At 63.4% G+C, this 25684-nt stretch carries 22 protein-coding genes and 3 pseudogenes; 12 read left to right on the top strand and 13 right to left on the bottom strand.

Annotation, left to right across the window (positions count from 1 at the left end; translation table 11 throughout):
* Nucleotides 1-285: 285 nt before the first annotated feature.
* The 4 genes from JWQ81_RS13780 (at nucleotide 286) to JWQ81_RS13765 (ending at nucleotide 4733) form a co-directional block, all read left to right on the top strand.
* Nucleotides 286-1509, top strand: coding sequence for an ABC-three component system protein (locus tag JWQ81_RS13780; RefSeq protein ID WP_297541358.1), 1224 nt, complete (start codon nucleotides 286-288; stop codon nucleotides 1507-1509).
* Nucleotides 1510-1579: 70 nt separating this feature from the next.
* Entirely contained in the window at nucleotides 1580-2071 is a 492-nt protein-coding gene (locus tag JWQ81_RS13775) for a three component ABC system middle component (RefSeq protein WP_297541357.1), read from the top strand.
* A gap of 4 nt (nucleotides 2072-2075) precedes the next feature.
* Entirely contained in the window at nucleotides 2076-4043 is a 1968-nt protein-coding gene (locus JWQ81_RS13770; protein ID WP_297541355.1) for a DUF3732 domain-containing protein, read from the top strand.
* A 180-nt stretch (nucleotides 4044-4223) separates the two neighbouring features.
* Entirely contained in the window at nucleotides 4224-4733 is a 510-nt protein-coding gene (locus JWQ81_RS13765) for a hypothetical protein (RefSeq protein ID WP_297541353.1), read from the top strand.
* A 168-nt stretch (nucleotides 4734-4901) separates the two neighbouring features.
* On the opposite strand, the gene JWQ81_RS13760 is transcribed toward JWQ81_RS13765, so the two are convergent.
* From JWQ81_RS13760 to JWQ81_RS13735, 6 genes and pseudogenes are all read right to left on the bottom strand, one after another.
* Nucleotides 4902-6491 (bottom strand): hypothetical protein, encoded by a 1590-nt coding sequence (locus tag JWQ81_RS13760; protein ID WP_297541351.1) that lies wholly within the window; start codon nucleotides 6489-6491, stop codon nucleotides 4902-4904.
* 466 nt (nucleotides 6492-6957) lie between these two features.
* Nucleotides 6958-7593 carry an SMI1/KNR4 family protein gene (locus JWQ81_RS13755; protein ID WP_297541349.1) on the bottom strand — a complete coding sequence of 212 codons (636 nt, stop codon included), beginning with the start codon at nucleotides 7591-7593 and terminating at the stop codon, nucleotides 6958-6960.
* Complete coding sequence (locus tag JWQ81_RS13750) at nucleotides 7590-8360, bottom strand: hypothetical protein (RefSeq protein WP_297541347.1); 771 nt, start codon at nucleotides 8358-8360, stop codon at nucleotides 7590-7592. The genes JWQ81_RS13755 and JWQ81_RS13750 overlap by 4 nt, the downstream gene beginning before the upstream one ends.
* Before the next feature lie 21 nt (nucleotides 8361-8381).
* Nucleotides 8382-8735 carry a NucA/NucB deoxyribonuclease domain-containing protein gene (locus JWQ81_RS44920; RefSeq protein ID WP_366942288.1) on the bottom strand — a complete coding sequence of 118 codons (354 nt, stop codon included), beginning with the start codon at nucleotides 8733-8735 and terminating at the stop codon, nucleotides 8382-8384.
* A gap of 471 nt (nucleotides 8736-9206) precedes the next feature.
* A pseudogene (locus tag JWQ81_RS44915) lies at nucleotides 9207-9707 on the bottom strand (putative T7SS-secreted protein); the annotation flags it as partial.
* Nucleotides 9697-10038 carry a hypothetical protein gene (locus JWQ81_RS13735; protein WP_297541341.1) on the bottom strand — a complete coding sequence of 114 codons (342 nt, stop codon included), beginning with the start codon at nucleotides 10036-10038 and terminating at the stop codon, nucleotides 9697-9699. The gene JWQ81_RS13735 and the pseudogene JWQ81_RS44915, both read right to left, overlap by 11 nt.
* Before the next feature lie 382 nt (nucleotides 10039-10420).
* Here JWQ81_RS13735 and JWQ81_RS13730 point away from each other — a divergent pair, with 382 nt between their 5' ends.
* Entirely contained in the window at nucleotides 10421-10924 is a 504-nt protein-coding gene (locus JWQ81_RS13730) for a hypothetical protein (RefSeq protein ID WP_297541339.1), read from the top strand.
* A gap of 596 nt (nucleotides 10925-11520) precedes the next feature.
* Nucleotides 11521-12543 carry an NADP-dependent oxidoreductase gene (locus tag JWQ81_RS13725; protein WP_297541337.1) on the top strand — a complete coding sequence of 341 codons (1023 nt, stop codon included), beginning with the start codon at nucleotides 11521-11523 and terminating at the stop codon, nucleotides 12541-12543.
* Nucleotides 12544-12688: 145 nt separating this feature from the next.
* Here JWQ81_RS13725 and JWQ81_RS13720 read toward each other — a convergent pair whose 3' ends face one another.
* A complete protein-coding gene (locus tag JWQ81_RS13720) occupies nucleotides 12689-13309 on the bottom strand; it encodes a TetR/AcrR family transcriptional regulator (RefSeq protein WP_297541335.1) in 621 nt (206 codons plus the stop codon).
* 150 nt (nucleotides 13310-13459) lie between these two features.
* On the opposite strand from JWQ81_RS13720, the gene JWQ81_RS13715 reads away from it, so the two are divergent.
* From JWQ81_RS13715 to JWQ81_RS44910, 6 genes and pseudogenes are all read left to right on the top strand, one after another.
* Nucleotides 13460-14188, top strand: a complete 729-nt coding sequence (locus JWQ81_RS13715; RefSeq protein WP_297541333.1) for a glucose 1-dehydrogenase — start codon at nucleotides 13460-13462, stop codon at nucleotides 14186-14188.
* A gap of 14 nt (nucleotides 14189-14202) precedes the next feature.
* On the top strand, nucleotides 14203-14994 hold the full coding sequence (locus JWQ81_RS13710) for an enoyl-CoA hydratase/isomerase family protein (RefSeq protein ID WP_297541330.1): 792 nt from the start codon (nucleotides 14203-14205) through the stop codon (nucleotides 14992-14994).
* Nucleotides 14995-15035: 41 nt separating this feature from the next.
* Complete coding sequence (locus JWQ81_RS13705) at nucleotides 15036-16019, top strand: LLM class flavin-dependent oxidoreductase (protein ID WP_297541328.1); 984 nt, start codon at nucleotides 15036-15038, stop codon at nucleotides 16017-16019.
* Nucleotides 16016-16747, top strand: a complete 732-nt coding sequence (locus tag JWQ81_RS13700; RefSeq protein ID WP_297541326.1) for an alpha/beta hydrolase — start codon at nucleotides 16016-16018, stop codon at nucleotides 16745-16747. The genes JWQ81_RS13705 and JWQ81_RS13700 overlap by 4 nt, the downstream gene beginning before the upstream one ends.
* Nucleotides 16748-16931: 184 nt before the next feature.
* Nucleotides 16932-18683, top strand: coding sequence for a CocE/NonD family hydrolase (locus JWQ81_RS13695; RefSeq protein WP_297541324.1), 1752 nt, complete (start codon nucleotides 16932-16934; stop codon nucleotides 18681-18683).
* Between the two features lie 101 nt (nucleotides 18684-18784).
* Nucleotides 18785-18951, top strand: a pseudogene (locus tag JWQ81_RS44910) (VOC family protein); the annotation flags it as partial.
* Nucleotides 18952-19176: 225 nt separating this feature from the next.
* On the opposite strand, the gene JWQ81_RS13685 reads toward JWQ81_RS44910, so the two are convergent.
* The 6 genes and pseudogenes from JWQ81_RS13685 to JWQ81_RS13660 all read right to left on the bottom strand — a co-directional run bounded on the left by JWQ81_RS13685 (nucleotide 19177) and on the right by JWQ81_RS13660 (nucleotide 25564).
* On the bottom strand, nucleotides 19177-19923 hold the full coding sequence (locus JWQ81_RS13685) for a hypothetical protein (protein ID WP_297541320.1): 747 nt from the start codon (nucleotides 19921-19923) through the stop codon (nucleotides 19177-19179).
* On the bottom strand, nucleotides 19920-20504 hold the full coding sequence (locus tag JWQ81_RS13680; protein ID WP_297541318.1) for a hypothetical protein: 585 nt from the start codon (nucleotides 20502-20504) through the stop codon (nucleotides 19920-19922). Before JWQ81_RS13680 ends, JWQ81_RS13685 begins: the two co-directional genes overlap by 4 nt.
* A gap of 73 nt (nucleotides 20505-20577) precedes the next feature.
* Nucleotides 20578-20928, bottom strand: a complete 351-nt coding sequence (locus JWQ81_RS13675) for a hypothetical protein (RefSeq protein ID WP_297541316.1) — start codon at nucleotides 20926-20928, stop codon at nucleotides 20578-20580.
* Between the two features lie 199 nt (nucleotides 20929-21127).
* Nucleotides 21128-21301, bottom strand: a complete 174-nt coding sequence (locus JWQ81_RS13670) for a methyltransferase domain-containing protein (protein ID WP_297541448.1) — start codon at nucleotides 21299-21301, stop codon at nucleotides 21128-21130.
* 349 nt (nucleotides 21302-21650) lie between these two features.
* Nucleotides 21651-24035: pseudogene (locus JWQ81_RS13665) on the bottom strand (error-prone DNA polymerase); the annotation flags it as partial.
* 461 nt (nucleotides 24036-24496) lie between these two features.
* Complete coding sequence (locus JWQ81_RS13660; RefSeq protein ID WP_297541314.1) at nucleotides 24497-25564, bottom strand: serine hydrolase; 1068 nt, start codon at nucleotides 25562-25564, stop codon at nucleotides 24497-24499.
* Between the last annotated feature and the right edge of the window lie 120 nt (nucleotides 25565-25684).

The following is a 25684-nucleotide window of genomic DNA, read 5'->3' as shown; positions in this document are numbered from 1 at the left end:
CTTACGTCGTGAACGGCTCATTGGAAGCCCGTGTACACCCGAAGACGTCTCTCACGCGAGGCGCGGGCTCGGCGGGTGCTAGGTGCCACCGCCACCAGGGCCGAAAGAACCTTGGCGCAGGCCGCGGCTGGCTCCAGTGACGTTTCAACTGCAGAGAACCAGCTCGGCACCATGGGATGCATCTAAGCACCAGAGGCGAACCCCGATCAGTCGAAACTGTGGACTTCGCCTCCGAACAAGTGCACATTATCTAGACGTCGTCGGCAGGGAGGGGGCATCGTCGGGATGACCGGACACAACGCTGCCGCTGCCACATCTGGCTACATATATCAGACCGACTGGGCCCTCATGGACCTCCTCCGCAAGGGGCAGACGAGGCCTGACCAGGCCATAACGCTCGAACTCCACGACGATGTCGCCTGGGTTGATGTCGACAACACCGGAGATCCTGTCGAGCTACTCCAGGTCAAGCTTCACACAACGTCGAAAGCCGCCGGGCTGGGTGACATGGCGGTGGACATCTGGAAGACAGTTCGGATTTGGCTGGACCGATCTGATACCGGAGATCCTCAGGGCCCTGACCTGCACCTTGTTACAACCTCAGTCGCTACCGAGGGCACTGCGGCCTACGCTCTGCGACCCTCGACAAGGGATGTCGACCTTGCGGTTGACCTTCTCACCAAAGCGGCAGCAAGTTCCACGAACGAGATTACAGAGAACGCCAGGGCGGCTTTCCTGGCACTGGATCAGTCGGTACGAAGAAGCCTGCTCCATCGTGCATGGGTGCTCGATGGCCAGATGCCGCCAGAGGACCTAGACGTCGCCGTTCGAGAAGCTCTGACATACGCCTTGCCAAGTGGCGGTCCGCCGGCCCATGACAGCTTCGTCGCACAGGTCTGGCACTACTGGCGCAGCGTCGCGATCGACATGCTCGCCGGACGTCGGTCGATGACCAGCGTCACTGAGGTGCAGACGTTCGTCCGTGAGCTACGGGACAGGTACACGACCGAAAATTTGCCCACTACCGTGCGGTTGGGTTCGGTAACCGATGAACATATTGGTCTCTATGGCCAGGCTCGGTTCGTGGCACAACTCGCCCTGGTCGAATACTCCGGCCCGTCTCTTCGCAACGCGATCATCGACTACCACCGGGCCGTCACCCAGGAGACCGCCTGGCTGAGCGACAGCCTTCTTGACGTTCAGGAGCTACGAAACTTCGAAGCTGAGCTCCGATTCGAGTGGACTAGGGAATTCGAGGCCATGGTCCAGGACCTCGGACTGGATGCCCTGAGCCCGGAGGACGCGGAGGCAACGAAGGTAAGGGCGGGGAGGAAACTCCTGAACTACCTTTTGAACTCCACTGCAGTCACCGTACGAACGTACTACAACGATGGCTTCTACGGTCGGGGAAAAAGACACGAACTCGCTGGCCACGAGGACACCGACCAACGAATCGGTTGGCACCCAGACTTCATCGAGCATCTAGAGGCCATCACAACCAGCGTGTAGACCTTTGCCAGCAATATTTGCTGAACGCAGCACCCCTAGAATGGGTCGGCTGCTGGCATGATGTCTGTTTATGACCTCTTGGAGCGAGCGTTCGCGTACCCAGGCGGTCATGTTGAACCCAGCCCTGCTGGCAACGCTCACGGCCAACGCGGCACACCTGTACCGCGAAAACGGCGAACGTGCGATGCCCTGGCCCCTCGCGTTCATCATTGCTCCGCTCGTCCTACACAGGGCCACCCGTGAGTCCTTGCCTCGAACAGTCCGCGCGAACCTGAATGCATGGGTAGCCGACCATCCGGTGGAGCATGCAGGATTTGCACGACGTGCGACTTCACTGAAGGGATCGGTGCAGGAAGGGATGCGGTTCGGTTTGCGAAACGGTGTGCTGGCCGTGGATGCAGACGGAGGTCTCATCGCGTCCCTGGCCAGAGGCAAGGGCCACACCCTTGCCAAGGACAGCGATGTCCAGCAGATCGTTGCCCGAGCAGGGTTCGTTGGCCGGTGGCTCACCAAAATTGAACAACCGGCGACCGTTTTCGTGGTCCTCGGCGTGACACCCTAGACACGTGCAACTCCTAGCCCTCGTCCTGTATAACGCCGATGGTCGCACTCGGCGGCTCGACTTCACGCCAGGTGAACTCAACATCGTTACCGGTGAGTCGGGCACAGGTAAGAGTGCACTGCTCACGATCGTCGAGTACTGCCTCGGCCGCAACACAACCCTCGTCCCGGTCGGGCCCATCTCTGACACAGTCGAGTGGTACGCCGCATTGTGGAGCCTGAACGACTCAGGAGCCCGTGCCTTCGTCGCACGGCCCAAGCCCAAGGGGCAAAACTCCAGTACGACGATCGCCATGTTGGAGTTCGCCAACGACCTGGAGCCGCCGCCTCTTGCTGAGCTGAGGGGGAACACCGACACCCGTCAACTTCGACAGCAACTGGGTCGCCGAATCGGCATCGAGGAGAACGAGACCGAGTCCAGCCCCTGGTCGACCCGGCAGGGCCTTGAGGCAAACATCGGTCATGCTGCTCTGCTCTGCCTGCAGTCGCAGTCCGAGGTAGCAAGCCAGTCCGCGATGTTCCACCGAATGGGCGAAGACGGTATCGACCAAGCGTTGCGTGACACGATCCCCTACTTCCTTGGCGCAGTCGCGCCTGACGAAGCTCGAAAACGAGCTCAACTGCGCGATGCGAAACGTACCGTGGCCAGGCTTGAAGCCGAATACGAGCGCGCTCAGCAGGCCGCCCAGACCATCGACATTGAACTCGGATCCCTTTACGCCGAGGCGCGTGCCGTCGGCTTGATCGACGACCTGGACTACTCCGATCGCGCGGAACTCATCCGCACCTTGCAAGGTGCCCGCGTCGCACGGCCGGCTTACCTTGTCACGGACGACGGTCCGGACGAACAGGATCGTTGGCAGGCACTCGAGCGTCGTCGAGATGAGCTCAGCCAGAACCTGAGAGTCGTGATGGAGAACCGCGGCCTACTCATCAACGAGACCCATGCAGCTGGCGAATTCGTGTCGGCGCTTGCACGGCAGGAGTCACGTCTGACGTCGCTAAATCTACTGCCTACAACTTCCGCGACGAACGGCGTTGAGAACGACACACAAACGTGCCCGGCCTGCGGCAACCATATGGAGGACGCGGATCCCACCGCGGAGACACTCAGACGCAGCCTTGAGGACCTACGTGCCCAGGTCGGGACGGTCACCGGTGCACGCCCCGCTCAGCGACGAGCCCTTGACACACTCGACACAGAAGCAGAGACGCTCCGCACACAACTGCGCGTTGTAGAAGGCGCACTCCAGAACATCGACCGTGGCCGTCGCGTTCGAGAACAGACCCAGACCAACACTTGGGACTTCACCCGCGGCCGAATCGACGCAACCTTGTCGCGGTCATCATCTGTCGACGAGAGAGCCATGGGCGTTCTGCTGAATCGACTGGAGCAGGCACGCTCCATCGTCGAAGCACTTGAGGGTGAACTCGACGACGCGAACCGCACAGAGCAGGTCACCTCACGGCTAGCCGTAGTCGGCCGCGACATCAAGGCCTACGCAGAGCGGCTCGAACTCGAACATAGTGCAGAAGACGTACGACTCGACCTGGCGCGCCTCACCGTCGTCGCCGACACCGACACCGGACCAGCACCACTGACCCGCATCGGAAGCGCCAAGAACTGGGTCGGATACCACCTCGCGACCCACCTAGCACTTCATCGATACTTCACGAGGCAGGATCGGCCAGTGCCACGCTTCCTCATGCTGGACCAGCCAACGCAGGCGCACTACCCGTCAGAGAATGACAACGAAACCGGCTCTCCTGAGGACGACGCTGACCGGATCGCGGTGCGCGCGATGTTCGAGCTCTTGCGCGACGTCGTCGCCGAGCTCGCCCCACAATTCCAGGTGATCGTCTGTGACCACGCTGACCTCCCCGAACCCTGGTTTGCGCAGGCCGTACGCCAGCGCTGGCGACACGGGGAAAAGCTCATTCCGGCGCAGTGGCTGGACGGGGCGAAGCCCTAGCACGCGCGCACGTTTGCGCGTGGGAACTTGTTGCCTGCACTCCTACGAAGACGGCTCAGCCTCTGCTCTGAAGGTCTAGGAGTTGCCCATGCGAGCTCATCCCGGGTGGTCACCTGCTGCGCGAATCTCATTTTTTCGACAAAGAGCCGCATCGCTGGAAGCTAACCCCTGGCAGAGGAGGTGGCAGCCATTCAGCACCGTCTGAAGGCGGCCACAGACGGCACGTTCCGTCAGGATGGGACTCGTGTCGATTCGGAAGAATTGAAGGCACTCATGATCGATGTCCGCCTGTTTGAGGGACGCAACGATCAGCAGATCTCGCTGGAGACGATCGACACCGTCATCATTCAGGAGCTGAAGAGGCAAGGGCTCGACGCCCTCGCGGACATCTGGGTCGAGCTACGGAAAGCTCAGAAGGAAGAGCGAAACCGGTGGTACAAGCCAAAGGGGGTCAGGCAGGAGAACGAACTCTTCCCCTGCGACCTCGTCGAGCTCGAGTTCTATGGCAACACCTACCACCTGAATCCCGACATGGTCCTTCCCTACCAACAGCTGAACGAGGGCGGGACTGGGTTGCTGATCCATCAAGCAGTTCTCCGCCACCTCCTACAAGTTGCTAAGGAAATACGCGGCATCCTGATCTACCTTGACTGGTTCGAAGCAGCTGGCGCTCAGTGGAGTACTGGCTGATCGCACCCGAAGGCTGAACTGATCATCGAGTTGCGGTCCCTGCCGTTCAAAGTCCGCTTGCCATCCTGAGTCTGGCAGCACGCGGGCACCGACAGCCTGCATTGAGAGCGCGGCGATTCCGCGATTCCATCTGTCAAGAAACGGGTCACCCGCGTGAACTTCGTTCGATCAACCGCTTTTACGAATAAGGCTGGTATAACCCGCAAGGGCAAGCGTAGCCAAGCCCCAAATCGTAAATTGATCAAGCCAGATTGCGATAGTGAATATCTGCCCCCAGCGCGTAGTGGTATCCAGATCGCAGCTGGCCCGCAGACCAGTTGGCGCCAACGGCAACCCGCGATCGAGGCCGAGGCCGATGAGTTCGACACTGGAGCAGGCAGCGCCCACGGAGCCGCTTGCCGTACCAGTGCGTTCGGCTGCGTAGTGACCTGGACGGACACTGAACTGCCCCGCCGCGTAACCCAACGCACCCGATGTAGCCAGCGCAAATAACAGCGCGACTGCGATTCGACGCGCGCGATATCCATAGCCGGCAAGAGCTCCCCACATCCAGTGGAACAAAAGGGTCACCCGCCCGCCGACAGCCTCGGGCGCGTGGACACGGAGGTCATGTTGCTGGCAGATAAGAATCTGACGCGCATGGCTGTCGTGACCAGCCGCCCTTTCAACTGCGGCAAGCTGCTGATACGGCCATGGCCTGTAAGGCGAGGCGAGATAGTTCGGCTTATGAAAGCGAATCAAGTGCAGCCATTGCTTCCATTCCACTCGACGAAGCGAACTAAACGTGAAGCCATCAAGGTCAATTTTTCCGGAGTTTGGACACGATTTCATACCATACGCCTCAGGGCAGATGAGTTCAGCGGGAAAGAAGACCGCTCTTTCCACTCGAGTACTGTCAAAATCGAAGTTACTCCCACCCCCATCACCATGAAGAACTTTTGCTCGCAGAAAAGTTAATTGACCACCGATGCGCGCACCATTTAGGCGAATTGTTCCCCGATCTCCGACTCCAGAGGCATGCAATCCACTTAAAGAGACGCCGCCATCAATCTTCAGTCGATCGGCAAATATGGACGGACCCATATCATTGTCTATTTTCGCATCCTTGCCGCTGAGATAGCCGCCAATCCGCGCACTAATCAACCGAATGCTTCCTTGTTCACAACTTCCTGCGGCCTGCAACCCGCCGAGCTCTACATTTCCGTCAACCTGCAGACGCCCCGCATGAAGAATAGGTCCTGCATCATTAGTTATGTCCGCATTTCTGAGATCCAGATCCCCCGCGATGTGCGCACCGACCAGGCAGATGGCTCCTCCCTCGGTTGATATCCGCATCCTTAGCTTGTTGAAAATTAAGCTGCCGGAAATCGTTGCATTAGATGCATCGACGCGATTTATAGAACTTTGCGTCAGCGTAAACTGCGGCAGGCTTGCAGCCTTCGCGGTGATCGGGTCAATAATTACACACTCAGCAAAACTTAGTCCGGCAATGGCATGCACGAAGTCCAAGTCCAAGATGCCGACGATGTGAGCTCCGCGCAACTTGACACCTCGCGGGTCCAGTTCACCGCGGCGACCTAGGGCCAGTTCCCGGATCAGTTCGGCGCGAATTTGATGCTCGGCAAGTTCACTGCAGGCGAGGTCGCCGACACCTAGATCACTGCACTTCAATTCTTCTCCGCGACGCGCGGCCTCGACAAGCTCTTCCTCTCGATCACTCAAATCAGCAAGCGCACGAAGGTGTCCGGAATCAGTCATACTGAAGTAGTCGTCGTCGGCGAATGAAACGCTACAGTTTCAGACCTAGAATTCCCGCACAGACGGCGGGCGCGGATCGAAATGAACGAGCAGGAAGTCGTCGACCGTTCAGGATCGCGATCTGGCAAGCAAGTGCGAATCAAGTGCGCCGGACGCCCCTCAGCGGATTCACGACCGGATTGGCCCGTCCAGGTGGTGTGGCCGGAGGATCTCCATCTTGAGGAACGTCTAACTGTATGGTGCAGTCCCGCAATGCCACAGTGCCCCTCTCGCCGAACGCGCTCACAACAGCTTGGTTCGGGCCCGGACGCCGATCACCGAACAATCTGGATCAGCGGACACGGACAACGGGCGCAGGAAGAGCCGGAAGTACGAGGTCGAAGCGATAGCGACATCCTCAGCACGGCCGGTCGCACTATCGGTGAGAGCTCGACGCGCAGATCGGCGTGTCAACTACATACGCATTCTAGTTGGCCGGGTACGAACGCAGGTGTAGTTCTGCACCTTCTGGGAGAAGGCCGACCGTCTGCGCGATCGGCCCCCGGATCCACATGGCTGTGGCCGAGTCCTTGGCCGTCAAGTTGGCCTCGTCGTACGTACCGCCTAGGACGAAGAACTGCCACGGAATGAGCCGTTGGTGGTGCTCCAGTGGGCCGTGAGTGTCCTGCCAGGCTGTTGCGAAGGCTCGACAGCCATTGGTGTCGGGGTCATCGAGGAGCCACGCCGCCCAGTCTTCGACGGAGTCGCCGAGATCAGTGCGGATGCCGGTCTCGGGATCGAAGGTGACCACCCTGCGCTGGTCGGCGATCGCGAACTGCACCCCGAAGAAGTCCTGGCCAAAGCAGAACAACCCCTCGGCCAGCGTCGCGTAGGTCTGCTTCCACGTATCGGCCCGGTTCCAGTGCTCGAGCTCAGGGCCGACGCCAGGGTCGCCGGCGCGGAAAACCTGCACCCCCGCGTTGCAGACGTAGAACCCGTTGCGCAGCGACAAGAGCCCACCGAGTTCGGCCAGCGGCCCGCGGGCAGTGTCGAACTCGACCGGCCGCGCCTGCCCGGTCGGACCGCGCGACACCTCGAGGAGGCGCTCCAACGCCGGGGTCACGTCCCCACCCCTGGGATCTTGTCGATGTCCATCTGCTCGAACACTGCCGCCCGCACCTCCGCGGTCACGGCTGGGCGCAGTCCGGGTTGCAGGACGATGCCCGTGGGCACGATGTCCCACGCTTGATACGGGATCCAGTCCGGTAGCACCGCCACGAGCAGCGCCGACGCCCTGGTCACATCGCCGGCCTCGACCAGATGTTGCGCCAGCCAGGTCGCGATGAACCACCGAGTCGGTGCACCACCAGCGTCCAGTAGCCGCAGCGCCACCTCGTACTGCCCGGCGCTGTGCGCAGCCTTCCACAAGCGGCTCTGTTCGGGGTCGCTGAGGATGCTGGGGTCGCGGTCGGCCAGGGCCTGGTCGCGCTCGCGCAGCGGCTTGGCCGGTTTCGCCGGGGCCCCGCCACGGACCAGGCTATGAGGCTCGGAACCTGGCAGTTTCGCCGCGCTCCAGGACAGACTTTTCCCTAGGACCGTCTCGGCCGGCACGATCGCCAGTGCCCGCGCCAGTGCCGCGCCCGGATCATCACCTGCCGCAGCGGCACCCAGCAGGATCGCTTCGTCAAACGGGACGTCCTGGGAGAACAGCAGCCCCGGTGCTGCGGCGAGATCGCGCAATGTCGTCTCGGCCAGCTCGCCGGCCTCGCCGAACCGGTCAAGCCACCACAGCAGCTCGATCGCGGCCGCAGCAGCGGGCCACACCTCATCGGCGCCGCGGTCCCGGCGCGCGGCCGCAACGAGAAGCCGGTCGAGGACGGGGTCAGTCACGGGGTGTCTCCGTTCTGTCGGTCATCCGGCGACAATATGGACTTTGTCGCCGTCCTGCAGGCCACGCAACTGGTGGCCCATCGACGAGCCCGCACCGCGGTTGTCCGAGGCGTCGATGTACTTCACGCTCGCCCCGGCCCCACCCTCGGCGAACATCGCCGGCGGGTACTCGTCGCGGTCGAGGTCGTCACCAGAGCGGGTCGCGATCCCGTTGAGCGATTCTCGCCGGTTATCGTCCGCCCCGGCCCGATCGATCGTGACTTCCTCCGGCTTCGGGGCCTTCTGCTGGGAATCATCACCGCGCCAGATCAGACCGCTCTGAGCTTCCTGGACGTGCTCCGCGGACTCGGGGTACTTGTTCTCGTCGATCAGCACGTAGTGCGGACCGGTGTCCTTGGCCTCGTCGCCGCTGACGAAGTCCGCGACGTCGTCGTACCGTTTCTCGGCGAAGTTGCCGAGGTCGTGCGCCCGGTCGTCAAGCCAGTGCGCCGACGTCTGACCAGACTGGTCGACGGCGTGACCTGCGTCGTCCAGAGACGACTTCACGGTCCTGCCGGCGTCGTCGAGCCCCACCGCGGACAACACCGTGCCCGCGGTGTCGCCGACGGTGCTGACGATGTCGCCAGCCAGGTTCGTCCCGGCCTTGATGATGCCGCCAGCGGCATCATCAAGGTGCCCGTCGACAAAGTTGGCGGCCTTGCCGACATCACGCCATGCGTCCCCGGCACGGTCCCCCACCCAGCCCGCCGCCGTCGTCAGACCGTCGCCGATCTTGTCGAGGAAGCTGGGTTCCTGCGGCGCGTTCTGCTGGGCCTGGTCCACCACGCCGACGGCTTCGTTGCCTGCCTGGGTGAGCTGGGCGCGGGCGCGCGCCAGCATGTCCTTCGCCTGCGAACGCAGCGGCGCACCGGTGTCGGAGAACGGCGCCGCGGCCGGCGGCAGCTCCCCAGCAGCGGCGGCTTTCTGCGCGGCTTCGCGCCCGGCCTGGTCGTGCTGCGCCTGCGCGGCCTTGGTGGCCTGCTCGCCCTACTCCCACAGCTCGACCGCGTGGGCGGCCTCGCCTTGAGCCCAGTCCAGAGATCCGGCGTAGGTGTTGATGGCTGCGGCAGCGGCGTGGAACGCGTCACCGCACTGCGTCCAGCGCACCGGCTCACCGTCGAAGAACGCGTGGAACTTGTCCGCCGCGTCCCCTGTCCAGCCACCGGTCTCGAGGGTCTTGAGCCCGTCGCCGATCTGGACGAGGGTGTCGCCGTAGGTCGTCAGGTGCGCCGTCGACGCGCGGATCTGGGCAGCGTCGCCGGGGATGAGGTCCGTCGGGTCGGTGGTCTCCCCCAGTTCAGCCACCATCGTCACCGAGCCCGGGGTCGGGGCCTGTGCCGTGAATGATCGCCTGCAGCATGTCGTGGTGCTTCTGCTCGGCCTCGATGTAGCGGCCGGCGGCGTCGATCAACCGGTGCGAGAGCTCAGTGCCGTCCTTGGTGAGGTTGGTGACGCCGATCTGCCAGCGCGTCGTGAACGACTCGTAGGAGTCCTCCAGCCCGCCGTGTCCGACGAACTTGCGGTCGCAGTCGATGTTCTCGACCTGGAGTTCGTCCAACGCCGAGAGCAGGTCCGACAGACCCAGACCTGCTTCTTTCAGGGCGTCGACGTCCACTGTGAAGCCCTGCCCGTCCGCCATCGCACCTCCCCCCGCGCTAGGTAGTCACTCAGCCACTCTAAGGAAGAGTGATCGGGGGCGTGGGCGGTGCCCGGTGCACCACCCGTTTGGCCCAAACGCGAGGAAAACCGCTCCGCGTCGGCGCAGAACCGAGTTATGCGGGGCCTCACGATTCACCCAGGTCGCGGAATACGTGACGCAGAGGACGGCCGGAGGGCCGACCGACCGCGTCCTTGGGGAACTGCTCGCGACACTTCGACGAACGTTGCACGAGGACAGCCTTCCCCAGACCACTGCCCGGTTAGGCGACAGAGCTCGGGACACGGATAGTTACCAAACCCGGTAACGCTGGGTCGCCGCGATGAGACATACACCGTTGAACCGCACATCGAGGAGGAGTTCCGTGATCGTTCGTCGTTGTGCCCCGGTCGCCATCCTGATCACCCTCGCGATGCTCACCGCGTGCGGCGGCGGATCAGCAGCATCCGCGCCGGCCGCCAACTCAGCGAAGGCTCCCACAGCCGACGAGGTCACCACGACGCTCATCGGGAAGATCCCCACGGTGAAACTTGTCAAGGCGTACACCGCAGCTGACGACCCGAACCATCTGCTTGGCCGCCCGAACGGGTACACCTCGAAGACCGCGTTCGCCGACAACAGAGTTCCCGCCGACCAGGTCGAAGGCTCTGCCGCAGACGACACCACACGCGGCGGATCAGTCGAGGTATACGCAGACGCTGCCGGGGCGAAAACACGGATGGACTACATCCAGGCCATCGGCAAGGCATCGCCCCTATTTTCCGAGTACGACTACGTCAACGGGGGCGTCCTCGTCCGCGTCTCGCATCTCCTCACGCCTGATCAAGCAACGAACTACGAGGCAGCCACGAAGTCACTCGCCAGCTGATCGCCTGCGCGGCGCCGCGACAGCGCTCCGAGCACGCGGGCAGATGGTGGCCTGGTCGTTGATGAGCATCTAGACGATTGATTCCGTGAAGTTCGTGTGACGTAGTGGAAGTAGCCGCCTGTCGGGCTGACCGGAATGCACTGGTCAGGCTGCCGCGTGTCGGTTCGGCTCTACTGAAGCTGAGGACGAGGTCCGAGGTTCCGCTGGCAAGGTTCGATCGGCGTGGTGTGCGGCCGGTGTGGCGGCTGTAACTCATGTGGCTGGTGTGGTGGTCGGTCGTGTCGTGAAGGCCACCTTCACCGCGTAGGACGCGGACGCGGGGGGGGCCGCCGAGATGGTGTCTTCACGGACAGTTACCCGACCGCACACGCCACACCAACCCCAACAACCACACCAGTCACGCGCCCACGCCACCAAGCCAGTCGAGCCGAGCTACCACACGCCAACTTCACGGAATCAACCATCCAGCTGGAGGAACGTGCGACAGTGCCCGTATGTCACTGTCGCTCGACATTGACATACGATGTCAGGCGGGCAAGGATAATGTCGATCAACATTGTGAGATTCTACAGACTCAGGACATGAGGGGTGTGCACATGAGCGGGATCACTGCTCGTCGGGTGGTGCTGGCCGGGAGGCCCTCCGGCTGGCCGACGCTGGACAACTTCCGGCTGGAGCGGTTCACGCCCCCGCCCGTCCCGGCGGGTGGCCTGCTGCTGCGGGCGCGCTATCTCTCACTGGATCCCTACATGCGCATGCGAATGGACGAGCACAGCCACTACGCCGGCTCGGTCGGTCTCGGTGAGACCATGCACGGCCAGGCGGTGGCCGAGGTTCTGCAGTCCGAACATCCGGACTACGCCGAGGGCGACACCGTGCTCGCTCCGACTGGCTGGGCCAGTCACGCCGTCTCCGACGGCACCGGGCTACGCAAACTGGACCCGACGCTGGCGCCCACGACCACCGGACTCGGCGTCCTCGGCATGCCTGGGTTCACCGCATACAGCGGACTGATGGTGATCGGCAAGCCGAAGCCCGGTGAAACCGTGGTCGTGACCTCCGCGAGCGGACCAGTCGGTTCGGTGGTCGGCCAGCTGGCCAAGATCACCGGGTGCAGGACGGTGGGCATCGCCGGTGGCGCGGACAAATGCCGGTACCTACGCGAGGAACTCGGCTTTGACGCCGCGGTGGACCATCACGCGCCGGACTTCGCCGAACAACTGGCCGCCGCCTGCCCGGCAGGTGTGGATGTGCACTTCGAGAATGTCGGTGGCGCGGTGTGGCAGGCGGTGCTGCCGTTGTTCAACAGGTTTGCCAGAGTGCCTTTGTGCGGCCTGATCACGCAGTACAACGGGGGCAGTCAGGCGGCGGATGGTGAACTGGCGGAGACCATGCAGGTGGTACTGACCAAGAACATGACGCTCCGCGGGTTCTTCAACACCGAGTTCGTCGAGGAGCACTTCTCGGAGTTTCTGCGCGTTGTATCCGACGGCATCGCGGACGGGCGGATCAAGTACCGGGAAGATGTCACCGAGGGACTGGAACACGCCCCCGAGGCTTTCCTTCGTATGTTGCGCGGCCAGAACCTCGGCAAGGTCCTGGTCAAAGTCGGCGAGTGAAACGACGGTGGACCACTGGACGATCGCAACTCGCCGCCGACTTGCGATGGTCAGGCCACCGTACGCAAACCGCCGACACGGCTGTCCGTGAAGGCCACCTTCACCGCGTAGGACGCGGATGCGGGGGGCCGCCGAGATGGTGTCTTCACGACACGTCGTCGATCGGGGCGGTGTCGATGCGGTTGTGCAGGTCGGCGCGGGTGCTGTCGAGGATCTCGTCGGCGAGGTCCGGGTCGGCGTCGACGACAGCACGGGACAGGAGCAGCCCGCCGATCATCTCGCTGAACAGTGCGATGGCCCGCGCTCGCCGCTCACCCTCGCTGAGTCCGCTGGCGTCGACAGTCTGGGTAAGACGGTCGAGATTTGCCGCGAGGCCCTGGGCATAGTGGTCGCAGGCGACCGGGTCCAGCCGGCGGGCGTCGCCGGCGAAGCTTGCGTTCGGGCAGCCGTGCTCGATGTCGGCACGGTGCTCGGGTGAGAGGTACCAGTCGACGCGTTCGGCGAGCGGATCGCTGCCACGGGCTTGGGCTGCCGTGATGGCGCGCTCGAGGTTGCCGGCCCCGTCCGCCATAGCCTTGGCCAGCACGGTATCCACGAGGGCGTCCTTGGAAGCGAAGTGGTTGTAGAAGCCGCCACGGGTCAACCCGGCCGCGCCCATCAACTCATTGAGGCCGACCGCGTCGACGCCGCGCTCACGGAACAGACCGTCCGCCGCGGCGACGATCGCTTCCCTGTTCGCTGCTGTCTGCTGCTTCGTGATGCCCATCAGCCCTCCAGAACCCTGTCTCTCGACACGAGGGTAGCGGGCGAAGCCGAAGATCTCAATGTCGACCAACCTTGACATGGAAGAGACCGCCGGAGTACAACAATGTCAAGCGACATTGTGATGCGGGCCTCTCGATCGGGAGTAATGACCATGGGCAAGTTGCAGGGGAAAGTAGCGGTCATCACCGGCGGCACGGCGGGGATCGGGCTCGCTGTGGCGAAGCTCTTCGTCGCAGAAGGTGCCTATGTGTTCATCACGGGGCGCCGGGAGAAGGAACTCTACGACGCCGTGAAGGAGATTGGTGACAACGTCATCGGCGTTCAGGGCGATGTCGCCGACTTGGCCGACCTCGACCGCCTCTACCGGACCGTCGAGGCGAATGGGCGGATCGACATCGTCTTCGCCAATGCGGGACTGGGTGAGTTCGTTCCGCTCGAAGACGTCACGGAGGAGCATTTCGACAAGATCTTCAACATCAATGTGAAGGGGACGCTCTTCACGGTGCAGAAGGCGCTACCGCTGCTGAACGACGGCGGGTCCATCATCCTCACCGGCTCCGTCGCCAGCGCCAAGGGGACCCCGGCATTCGCCGTCTATGGCGCGAGCAAGGCGGCCATCCGGAACTTCGTCCGGGGATGGACCGTAGAACTGAAAGACCGTCATATCCGGTCCAATGTCCTGAGCCCAGGGCCGATCGCGACGCCCCTGACGGCGGCGCAGCCGCGCGACACCATCGCGGAGTTCGCGTCCTCTATTCCGATGGGCCGGCTGGGAGAGCCCGGCGAAGTGGCCAAGGCGGCGCTTTTTCTGGCCTCCGATGACTCAAGTTTCATCACGGGCATCGAACTGTTCGTTGATGGCGGCAGGGCACAAATCTGAGACGGAAAGGCAGCATGATGGACAATATCGGACTCGAAATTCGGTCGGGAGTAGCGACGATCACGCTACGAAGGCCTCCCGACAACCGGTTCGACAAGCCTATGGTCGACGAATTCGACAACGCACTCGACGAGGTCGTCAGCCGTAAGGCCCGCGCGCTGGTACTGGCCGGTGACGGGCCGGACTTCTGCCACGGCGGAGACATCGTTCCTTGGGAAAATCTCGAGCCGGGCGAGTGGGCGGCCCAGTTGGAAAGATTCGCCTACGTGTTCAACCGACTCGAGCATCTTCCTATCCCGGTTATCGCCGCCGTCCAGGGGCTGTGCAATGGCGGCGCGTTCGAACTCGTCCTCCGCGCCGACATCATCTTCGCGGCGAAGTCCGCACGATTCAGCCATTCCGAACAGACGCTTGGCCTCGTCACGGCGCTGGGTGGGGTTTACCGCTCGGCTGACCGAGTGGGGCCACTGCTCGCCTACGAGTGGGCACTGACCTCCGAAGAGATTCCCGCCGAAGTATTGCATCGACACGGCGGCGTGAATCGAGTGGTCGAAGATGCCGACCTGCTCACCGAAGCCACCCGCTTCGCGGAGAAGCTCGCCAAAGGACCCACGCTGGCCCACGGAGCGCACAAAGTACTGGTGCGAACCTGGGAGATCGGCGGCGTCGCGGCGGCAGACAATGTCGTGGCCGACGTGTATCTGCCGCTCTTGAAGTCTGACGACTGGAAAAAAGGGCTCACGAATGGAATCGCGGCATACCGCGCGGGCAAGCCGCGGCCGGCGATCGACTTCGAAGGGCACTGAATCGCTGTGAGCCATATTTCGATACGTAGAGGGAGTGACCGATGGATATCTCCTGTCAGTTCGCGACGTCGCTAGAGTCGCCGAAGCACATCGCGGTGGCGGAGTCGCTGGGTTATCGCCGCGCGTGGCTCTTCGACACCCCCGCGCAAAGCCCCGACGTCTGGGCGATGCTCGCACTCGCCGCTCGGGAGACCACGCGTATCGGTCTCGGCCCCGGCGTTCTTGTCCCCAGCCTGCGCCACCCGATGGTCAACGCGTCGGGCGCGGCGATGTTGGCAGCGCTGGCCCCAAACCGGGTCGCGGTCGCGTTCGGAACGGGATTCAGCGGAACACGTGCCCTGGGCGCACGTGCGGCCACTTGGTCGTACCTGACGCAGTACGTCCAGGCCTTCCGCGGGCTGCTGCGCGGCGAGACCGTTGAGTGGGAGGGCAGTCCGATGAGGATGCTGCACCCCGCCGGCTACGCACCCGCCCGGCCGGTCGAGATTCCGGTGCTGATCTCAGCGCTCGGCCCGAAGGGACTGGCCGTCACCCATGAGCTCGCCGACGGCCTCTTCACCGTGAACAACGAGACCGGCCACGCGTTCGAGTTCTCCTGGGCCGCCCTCGGCATCCACGGCACTGTGCTCAAGGACCAGGAACCGCTGGACTCGGAGCGCGTGCGTGCCGCGGCGGGTGCCGGGCACGCGCTGGCTTACCACGCGGCGCACGAGTTCGGCGGCGACGTCACCCAGCTTCCCGGCGGTGACCAGTGGCTGAAGGTGATCACTGCCCAGCCCGAGCGTGAACGTCACCTTGCCATTCATGACCAGCACCTGGTCGGGCTCAACGAGGCGGACGAAGCCGCGTGGGCCGCCGGCGGTTGGAACGCGGTTCCCGCGACCACGGTGACAGGATCCCCGGCACACATCGCCGAACAGCTTGCCCGCTACGCCGATCAGGGCATCACCGAGATCATCTATCAACCCGCCGGCCCTGACATCGCCGGCGAACTCGAACGCTTCCTCGACGCCGCCCAATTATGAGCCAGTCATCGTCGACCGGTGACGTTAAACAGCCGACGATCGTCTTTGTCCACGGCTTCCTCGACGACGGAGACACGTGGAACGACGTGGCCGCTGGACTTCCCTGGGGGAGCGCGCGGGTGGAGCTTGGCGACGTGCCGTCCCCCACGCTGGATGCCTTCGCCGAGCATGTCACCGACTTTGTGGACAACAAGGTGGTCGGCGACGTCGTTCTGGTTGGCCAAAGCATGGGCAGCCAGGTGGCAGAACTGGTGACCGTGCGCCGCCCGGACCGCGTCGCGGGTCTCGTTCTCGTGGCGCCGGTGCCGCTTGGCGGCGTGAGCCTGCCCGCCGAGATGGCGGACGCGCTCCGCAACTGCGGGGGACAACTGGAGCTGCAACGTGGTATTCGGACGCAGCTCTCGGCCGACCTGCCCGAGGACAAAATGCTGCGGCTGCTTTATTCGGGCATGCAGCTCACGTCCGACCAGGTGGCCGCGACCTTCGACGCCTGGAGCAGCGGGCACCCGGAGGGTACCGGGCCGACCCGAGTTGGTGCTCCTGTCCAGATCATCGTGGCCGACAGCGATCCGGTCGTTCGCGGTCAGCTTCTCGACGAGCTGATCTTGCCTCGTTTTGCCGGCGCTCCTGTCGCGACGATTACGTCCAGCGGGCATTGGCCACATGTTGAGCAGCCGGCGCAAGTCACGGACGTTATCTTCCGGTTCGTCGCCTCGGCCGTTCGATAGTGTTGTGTGATCCTGTTTCCTTACGAATTGCTGGGGATTCAGGTGGATACATCGGGGCGGCGGAGGACAACCAGGTACCTCTGTTGTACCTGGTTGTCCGACAACGCCGCGAGGCGCCGCCTGAGCCCCAGCAAGCGTAAGACGAACAGGATCACACAACACTAGACCCGCAAAGGAGAATGTCGTGAGCCTGAGCGACCAACGTGGTCCCTTTACCGTTTCGCGTGAGCGTGATGTAAGTATGGTTACGCGCGATGGTAAGCGGCTTCTCTCTGACATCTATCGGCCCGAGGGAGTCGAATCCGCTCCCGTGCTCGTGCGGCGTACTCCGTATGGCAGCCGGAACAACGATCTCGCCGACAAGTTCACTGAAGCTGACTTCTACGCGTCGCACGGTTACCTCACGGTCGTGCAGAATACCCGGGGCCGGTTCGGCTCAGAAGGTGTCTGGTACCCGTTCGTGTACGAGGCGAATGACGGGTACGACGCGATTGAGTGGGCTGCTCAGCTTCCTGGATCGAATGGTCGAGTGGGGACGTTCGGACAGTCTTATGGGGCGTTGGTGCAGTATCTGGCGGCGTCCCAGCGGCCAGAACGCCTCATTACCTGCATTCCCGTGTCGGCTCCGCTTGCCGCGTTCGAGAACTATTGGTACCAACGTGGCGCCCTCGAGTTGAGCTGGACGTTGAGCTACTTCCTGAACATGGCGCTCGGCGCCTTGAGCGGAAGCGGGGATGCCGGTCGGGTGGCTCGGCTCGAGGCACTCAAAGCCGACCCTTCAGTGCGATTCTCGCCGCTCAAGGATGAGGCGCTTCGTCGCGTGCCGCTGGCTGACTGGATCGACACCTTCGGCGACACCGCGCCGTTTCTTTCCGACGTGCTACATCACTCAGCCGACGGAGCGTACTGGTGGGCGGTCGACATGCGCCGCCAGTTCCGCAATGTCGACGTTCCCATGCTCCATCTCGGTTCGTGGTACGACATCGCGAACTGGGATACACCGCAGTACTTCAACGGATTGCGCGAGCAGGCGATGTCCGGACGCGCGCGCGAAAACCAGGCAATGATCATGGGTCCGTGGGCGCATCTGCTGCCGTACAGTCAGCCGACCTCCAGGGGGACGGGTGACATCGACTTCGGTCCGGAGGCGGCGACGTCCTTGATAGCCGTGCAACTCGCGTGGTTCGATCACTATCTCAAGGATGACGGACAAGATCTTCCACGGGCACCCGTCCGTATCTTCGTGATGGGCGAGAATCGTTGGCGTGACGAGAAGCAATGGCCGCTGGAGCGGACCAGCTTCACCGCGTTCTATCTGCACAGCGCTGGATCGGCCAACACCGCGGACGGGGATGGGACGCTGACCACGGAGGCTCCAGGCCCGGAGGATCCCGACCGCTACCGGTATGATCCGGACAATCCTGTTCCGACCGCCGGTGGACGGTATGTGGGCGGCGGCGTCGACAACCAGGCCAAGAATCAGGCTCGGCAGGACGTCTTGGTCTATACCGCTATGCCACAGGATTCGCCGGTCGAAATCACCGGTCCCGTCGATGCCTGTCTGCACGTCTCCACCGACGGTACCGACACGGATTTCGTCGCTGTCCTCTGCGATGTCCACCCGGACGGTTTTGTGCAGAACCTGGCGGAAGGGATCGTGCGCGGGCGATTCCGCGACTCGTTCGATGACCCGCAGCCGATGCGGCCGAACATGGTCTACGAACTGCGTGTGCCGCTGGGCAACGTCAGCCACGTAGTCGCCGTCGGGCATCGGCTTCGCCTGCACGTCACCTCGAGCAACTTTCCCCGCTGGGACCGCAATACCAACACGGGCGACCCGATCGACAAGGCGACACGTATCAGAGTCGCCGAACAGACCCTGTTGCACGACAACCAACGGCCGTCACGTCTCATCCTGCCCGTCGTCCCAACGTGAGCCGGCCCCGGTATCGGACTCGTGCGCGCTCAGGCCGCTTCTAACCGGCCGCAACGCGCACAACCTCCCTAAACCGCCACAAGCGCCACTATGGTGGGCCGATGGCATCGATCAAGCAGTTCCAGGTCACCTTCGACTGCGCGGAACCTGAGCGTGTCGCTCGTTTCTGGTGCGAAGTGCTGGGGTACGTCGTACCGCCGCCACCGGAGGGTTTGCCTCTTGGACCGATTTCGATCGCTCGCTGCCGCCTGAGGGGCAGGGTTCGGCGAATCCACGATCGACTGGCCGAGCATGAACGAGCTCTCACCGAACACGACACCGCCAAGACCCAACGCATCCGCGACGAGACTACGGAGAACCCCACGTGAACGTGCACGACTCTCGGCAGAATCGGCTCGAGGCTGAACGGACTCAGCTGCGCGAAGCAAGCCAGCGCCTGCTTGCCGGTTGCAATATCAGGTTTAGCAAAGATAACGACATGGGTACTCTGTGCTCATATGACGAAGTCTCCGACGAAGTGTGCCATCATTCCGGTCCTATTCGCATATACGCCTGTAAGGCCGTTGTCATTCAGTGCAGAGATCACGCCGAGCGCAGCGGCGCCACTCGTTCCAAGATCCAGGAAAACCGGGCCCCCACTGTCGCCGAACTGAACAATCGACGTCGCTGAAGTCACACGCGTCTGATTGCACACGGTCACATCGGTAGGAATTCCGGTCACAGGGTTTGGACCCTCGACAACTGAGCACTGATCCGGTATGGATACATGCCCCGAGCACTGGGTGCCAGTGAATGATCCATCGAAGCAAACCGAGACACCTGCCATCGCAACCGTCGTGGCAGCGGTTACGGGCGTAGCCTCCATCCCGCCATTGGCGCTATTCCATACGTCGGGAGCATAGTTGCCTCCATCCAGCAACATGGAGTCGGATCCACCTTCGCTGTATGCGTTCACGAAGGTGAAGCCCATGGGGCCGGTCTCCCAGAGTGTGTTGTTGGGCTGATCGTAGTAGCCCTGCGTCCAGTTGATGTTCGGCTGACTGCAATGTCCCGCAGATGCCATGGCGTCAGCCCCGGTGCTCCACATCCCCCCAGCTGTACACTCCTCGAGTTCCTCCTCCCCGGCCACATTGAATTCTCGCCACATGCGGTCGCCACCGATGTAGGGCTCGGAGTCGACTAAAGGTGGACCTGCTGCTGCTGGCGCGAAACTCTGCTTAGCAGAGGCGCCGATCTTCATCTTGTCCCTGCTGCGACTTTTACAATTTTGGGTGAGCTAGTAAGTTTGGTGACTTTCTCGGCACCCTTGTCCCGTGAACGAGCAACGATCTCGACCTTATCTCCGAAAAGTGTCGAGGCTTCTTTTGCAATAGCAGGCGTCACCCGAGTGAGACCCACCTGCACCTTGTCTACCTTTGGATCGATGCCCCAGGTTGCCAACAGCGCGTTGACATCAGACGCCCACGGCTGCACGGTTGAAATCTGATCCATAACTCGCTTAAGGTCATCGTGACTGTACTTCACATTGTCAACCTCGACACTGACGGCTCCTTGCGCGCCTAGCGCTTCGCCGTTATTTATGCGTGAGGGATGAACACCCCGCATCCCTTTCAGGGATTCCGGGTGCGCCACAGTCACGTGCAGCGTGTTTCTGACTTGGTCGTAGAATGGATCCCCGTACGCCTGGGGCGATGCGTTAATCTCGGCCCGAAGTTCATCGAAGGATTTTGATGCATCCGCAGTTGCTGCCGACGCGGTCGAGATTATTACTGTCGGAACACTTGCCGCGAATAACAAGACCGCGAGCGCGGGATAAGACATAGATCTTCGGTATCTCAATTCAACTCCTCGTTGCATTACATGTGATGCCTGCGGGGACCTGAGCGAATCAGAGTTATGTTGCCGGATTCAGGACTGCGCGGCCGGCTAGCGGGCTAACGAGGTTGACCATATACTCCCCGTACCGCGCGCTCGCAACTCGGTCGGAGTCGCTTGTCGCGCAAAACCCGAGGATCGCCACGGTGACACTGTCGCCATCTTCCGTCACCTGTGCACCTGCAACGCTGCTGACCCGTTGCCTCGAAAGATCGACGATGAACGCCAGGCTCAGATCGTCATCGGTGCGACCGACGAAGTTCCACCGCAAAGCCGTGAGTCCTTTGGCGCGTGCCACCGGCATTAAGCGCCGTATGTCACGAACCGATGAAGCCGGGACCACTCTGATCTTTTGCTGATGCGAGCTCATGTTTCCCCCTGGACTGCGAGTAATCACCGCAGCGCCGACCATGCTAGCTCTAGCCTGATCAACAGTCTCTCCGGCAAAGGAGTGATTCGATGCGCGTCGACTGTGAAAATTTTCCACAATCTTGCGAACCGTCCGCTTGGTGATATTTCGGTCGAAGTACGCAAATCGGAATTAAATATAGAGAAGTTTCAACTAGATCCTATTGGGAAGCTGACGGCTGAGTGCCAAGCTGGGGATCGACGTCCGGCACCAGGTCGAACGCCATATGCGATACGCACGCGTCGAAGGCGTCGTCAGGAAACGACAGCTCTTGCGCCCGTCCCTCCAGCAGCTTCGTCCCGACGACGGAGGGCTGTTGCCGAACAAGCGTCAGGTCGGTGGCCGAGAGGTCGATCCCAGTGACCTCGTGTCCAGTCCTCGGCGAGCAGCTTGAGCAGGAAGCCGTCGCTGCCGCTGAGGTTGAGTACCCGCTGGTAGCCCTCGACCCGGTCCCGCGCTATTTCGTAGCTCGACCGCCCGTCCAGCGCCCGGTCGTAACTTGGCCCACCCCTGCCAGAGTCACGCCAGCCTCCGGCCAGGACTGCATCCAAAGCACCTGTCAGTGATGCGATGACAGTTCTGCGAAACTGGCGTTGCTCTGACGGTCCGGTTGCACGCTTTTAAGATCGAGTTACGCTACCGGCGACTCCACAGTCCGACAGGTGTCGGTTGGGTGAGAGAACCGGGAAGCCGTACCCCGAAAACGCCCTGATCTGCTCGAAGATCCTCTCCGCGAGCTCACCGGTGATCCCGTTGCCCGCGGCACCGGCGAAGAACCGCTCCCGCAGGCGCTCCATCTTCGCGCTCGAGCGCTTCGACCCCATCGCGCGCCGCAGCCGGTCCGCCTCACCCGCGCTGAACGACGCGACCGACACCGCGAGCTGCAACACCTGCTCCTGGAACAAGGGAACGCCGTACGTCCGCTTCAGCGGCTCGACGAGCAGGGGGTGCTCCGACGTCCACGTCTCATCACCGCGCCGGCGCCGGAGGTAGGGGTGCACCGAGCCGCCCTGGATCGGGCCGGGCCGGATCAGCGCGACCTCGACGACGAGGTCGTAGAACTCCCGCGGCCGCAGCCGCGGCAGGGTCCCGAGCTGCGCGCGGCTCTCCACCTGGAACACCCCGATCGCGTCCGCGGCGCACAGCATGTCGTAGACGGCCGGGTCGGCGAGGTCGAGCTGACCGAGCTCGATCGTCTCGCCGTGGTGGGCGGCGACGAGGTCGATCATGTAGTGCAGCGCCGAGAGCATCCCCAGCCCCAGCAGGTCGATCTTCACCAGACCGGCCTCGGCGACATCGTCTTTATCCCATTGCAGGATCGACCGGCCGGCCATCCGCGCCCGCTCCACCGGCACCACCTCTGACACCGGCGTCCGGGACAGGACCATCCCGCCGGAGTGGATCCCGAGATGCCGGGGTGAGTCCTCGAGCCGGCGGGCGAGGCTCAGGACGACGCCGGGGATCCCGTGGTCGGGCTGGCCGGCGGTCGCGGCGACCCCGCCCCACCGGTCCACCATCTTCGCGAACGCGTCGCGTTCGCCGGGGGCGTGCCCGAGGGCGAGCGCGGCGTCGCGGATCGCTGAGGGCGCCCGGTAGGTGATCACGTTCGCGACCTGCGCGGCGTTGAGCCGCCCGTGGGTCTCGTAGACGTACTGGATCGCCTCTTCCCTCCTGTCGGACTCGATATCCACGTCTATATCCGGGTACCCGTCTCGTTCAGGGGAGAGGAAACGCTCGAAGAGCAGGTTCCAGCGGACCGCGTCGACGGCGGTGATGCCGAGGGCGAAGCAGACCGCGGAGTTCGCCGCGGACCCGCGGCCCTGGCACAGGATGTTCGCCTCCCGGCAGAACCGCACGATGTCCCACACGATCAGGAAATAGCCGGGGAAGCCGAGCCCCTCGATGACGTCGAGCTCGTGGGCGAGCTGGGCGTAGGCCTTCGGCGCGGCCTCGGCGCTGCCGTAGCGCCGCGCGGCACCCGCCCAGGTCAGCTCCCGCAGGTAGGACGCCTCGGTGTGCCCGGGCGGGCACGGGAACGGCGGCAGCTCGGGGGCGACCAGGGCGAGGTCGAACGCACACTCCACCCCGAGCAGCGCGGCGCGCTGCACCGCGCCGGGGTAGGCCGCGAACAGCTCGGCCATCTCCTGCCCGTCGCGCAGGAACGCCAGCCCCACCGGCGGCAGCCAAGCCTCCATCTCCTCGAGGGAGCGCCGCGCCCGGATCGCGGCCAGCGCCGCGGCGAACCGCCCGTCGCCCGACCGGGCGTAGTGGGAGTTGCCGCTGGCCACCGTCGCCACGCCGAGCTCGGCGGCGATCCCGGCGAGGACGTCGTTGCGGGTCGAGTCCAGCGGCAGACCGCGGTCGATGAGCTCGACCGCGACGTTGTCGCGCCCGAACCGGTCCACCAGCCGGGCGGCCTCGCGGGCCGCGGCGGCCGCGTTCTCCTCGACGAGGGCGCGGCGGACGGCGCCTTTGCGGCAGCCGGTGAGGACCTGGACGTGCCCGCGCAGGTCGTCGACGACCTGGTCGATGTCGTAGCGCGGGGCGCCTTTCTCCCCGGCGAGCTGGCCGAGGCTGATGGTGCGGCACAGCCGGCAGTAGCCCTCCAGGCCGCGGGCGATGACCAGCAGGTGCTCCCCGGCGGGGTCGGTGACGCCGTTCTGGGGTTCGGTGGCGCCGAGGGTGAGCTCGGTGCCGTAGCCGGTGCGGACGCCGAGCTCGCGGGCGGCGCCGGCGAAGCGCTGCGCCCCGTACATGCCGTCGTGGTCAGTCAGGACGATCGCGTCGAGCCCGAGGCGTGCGGCTTCCTCGACGAGGTCCTCGGGAAAGCTGGCGCCGTCGAGGAAGCTGAAGTTGGAGTGGCAGTGCAGCTCGGCGTAGGGGACCCGGACTTCGGCGCCGGCGTCGTCGGGGCCGCGGCGGTCGACCAGGTCAGGTGGGGGTCCGGCGTAACCTTCGCGCTTGCGTGACCACGCCGGTGAGTCGTTGCCGTCACCGGTGAGCGGCGCGCGCCCGGACGCGATCCTCTCGACCTCCCGCCAGGGGACGGGCGGGTTGTTGAAGGCCATGGCTGTCTCCCACTCATCTCGGCATGAACCGGGTCGCTGCGGGGAAGGCAGCACGTCACACGCAATTATCGAACGTATGGTCGAGTCGCATCATCCGTCTGTTGCACGACGATTGTCAAACGGTGAACCTGCAAAGTTGCGTTAGATGCAACGTGGCGCGCGAATGCGCTGCTCAGGCGTCCATGGTGGCCGACCGCGATCAGCGGGTCATGATGCTAGCGCCTGACTGGAGAAACGTCTCGACTGCCAAGATGCTTCATTGTTGTGTTAGATGCAACAGTTGGGGAGGATGACGGTTTGGCCGGTGCCGCTCGGCTGGTGCTGGCGGACGGTGTCGCGTTGCTCGACCCGGAGGCCACGATCTTCGCGGCGATGCCGGTCGCCCAGCGTCGACCCTCGTCGAAGTGAACGGCAGAGGTCGTGCCCAGCAACGTGACGCCATCGCCGGGCGCAGCGGGGATTCAGGAACCAGCCAGCCTAGCGAGCGCTTCGGCGATGCCTTGTGATTGCGCGGATTCCGTATTGCTGAGGACAGTGATCGACAGCTGTTGCCGCGGCTTGACCAGGTTGTACGAGCGGTAACCGTTGATGCCGCCGCTGTGGCCGTACGTGACATCGGCAGAACGGTTGATAACACGCACGCCGTAGGCGTACCAATCCGACTCATCAGGCGAACCGGCGTCCTGCGGGACGCGTGGCGTCAATAATTCCGCGAGGGTATCAAGGGCCACGATCTGCGGGGTGCCGGTGAGCAGGAACCGGTTCCACTTGAGCATGTCGGTGGTGGTGGAGAACATCGCGCCGGCCGCGTAAGGAATCGACGTGTCGAGGAGATCGGCGAGAGTTTCCCAATCCTTGTAACCCACGGCGTGGGCCGGAGTGATTGGGTTGTTGACGTCGTATCCGCTGTCCGACATGCCGAGTGGCTCAAGGATCTGCTGTTGGAGGAACTCGGCGTAGCTCGTGCCGGTCGTCCGTTCGATGAGGTACCCGGCAAGGACGTACCCGGAGTTGCTGTACTGCCATGTGGTCCCGGGCTTGAAGTCCAGCGGCCGGTCGCGGAAATACCCCACCAGCTTCTCGGGTGACAGGTTAACCGCCGCCGTAGCGGCGAAGTCGCCGAAATCGGTGTAGTCGGGGATGCCGGACGTGTGGGTGAGTAACTGCTCGATGGTGATCGGCTTCCAGGCGGCCGGGCAGGAGGGCAGGTGTCGACAGACCGGGTCATTGACGGTCAGCTTGCCCAACTCCTGTGCCTTCAGCACCGCCAAGACAGTGAACTGCTTGGTCAACGAGCCGATGCGGAACCGTGTCTGTGGCGTGTTCGGGCTACCGGCTTTCACGTCTGCCAAGTCGTAGCCCTTGGACAACAGGACCTCGTTGCCACGAGCAACGGTGACCGAGCCACGGAAGTCCTCTGTTTGGACGAGCTTCGACAGGTAGTCATCCATCGCCTTCACCGATGCGGCATTGACACCCGCGGCCGAGGCGGTTGTTACCGGCTTCGCCGCCTCCCGTCCAGAGACCACGTCAGGACCTTCCTCTATCGGTACCAACGTCCTCAGGGCGCGGGATGAACCTGCGACAAGACACGTCGCCTCGGTAGTGCCCCGCACCGACGGCCCTCGCGAATGGAGCACCCGCACGGA

It is taken from the genome of Amycolatopsis sp., assembly GCF_025464955.1.
Lineage (GTDB): Bacteria > Actinomycetota > Actinomycetes > Mycobacteriales > Pseudonocardiaceae > Amycolatopsis.
Note: the sequence above shows the minus strand (reverse complement) of the source record. Positions and strands in the feature narration are given on the sequence as shown.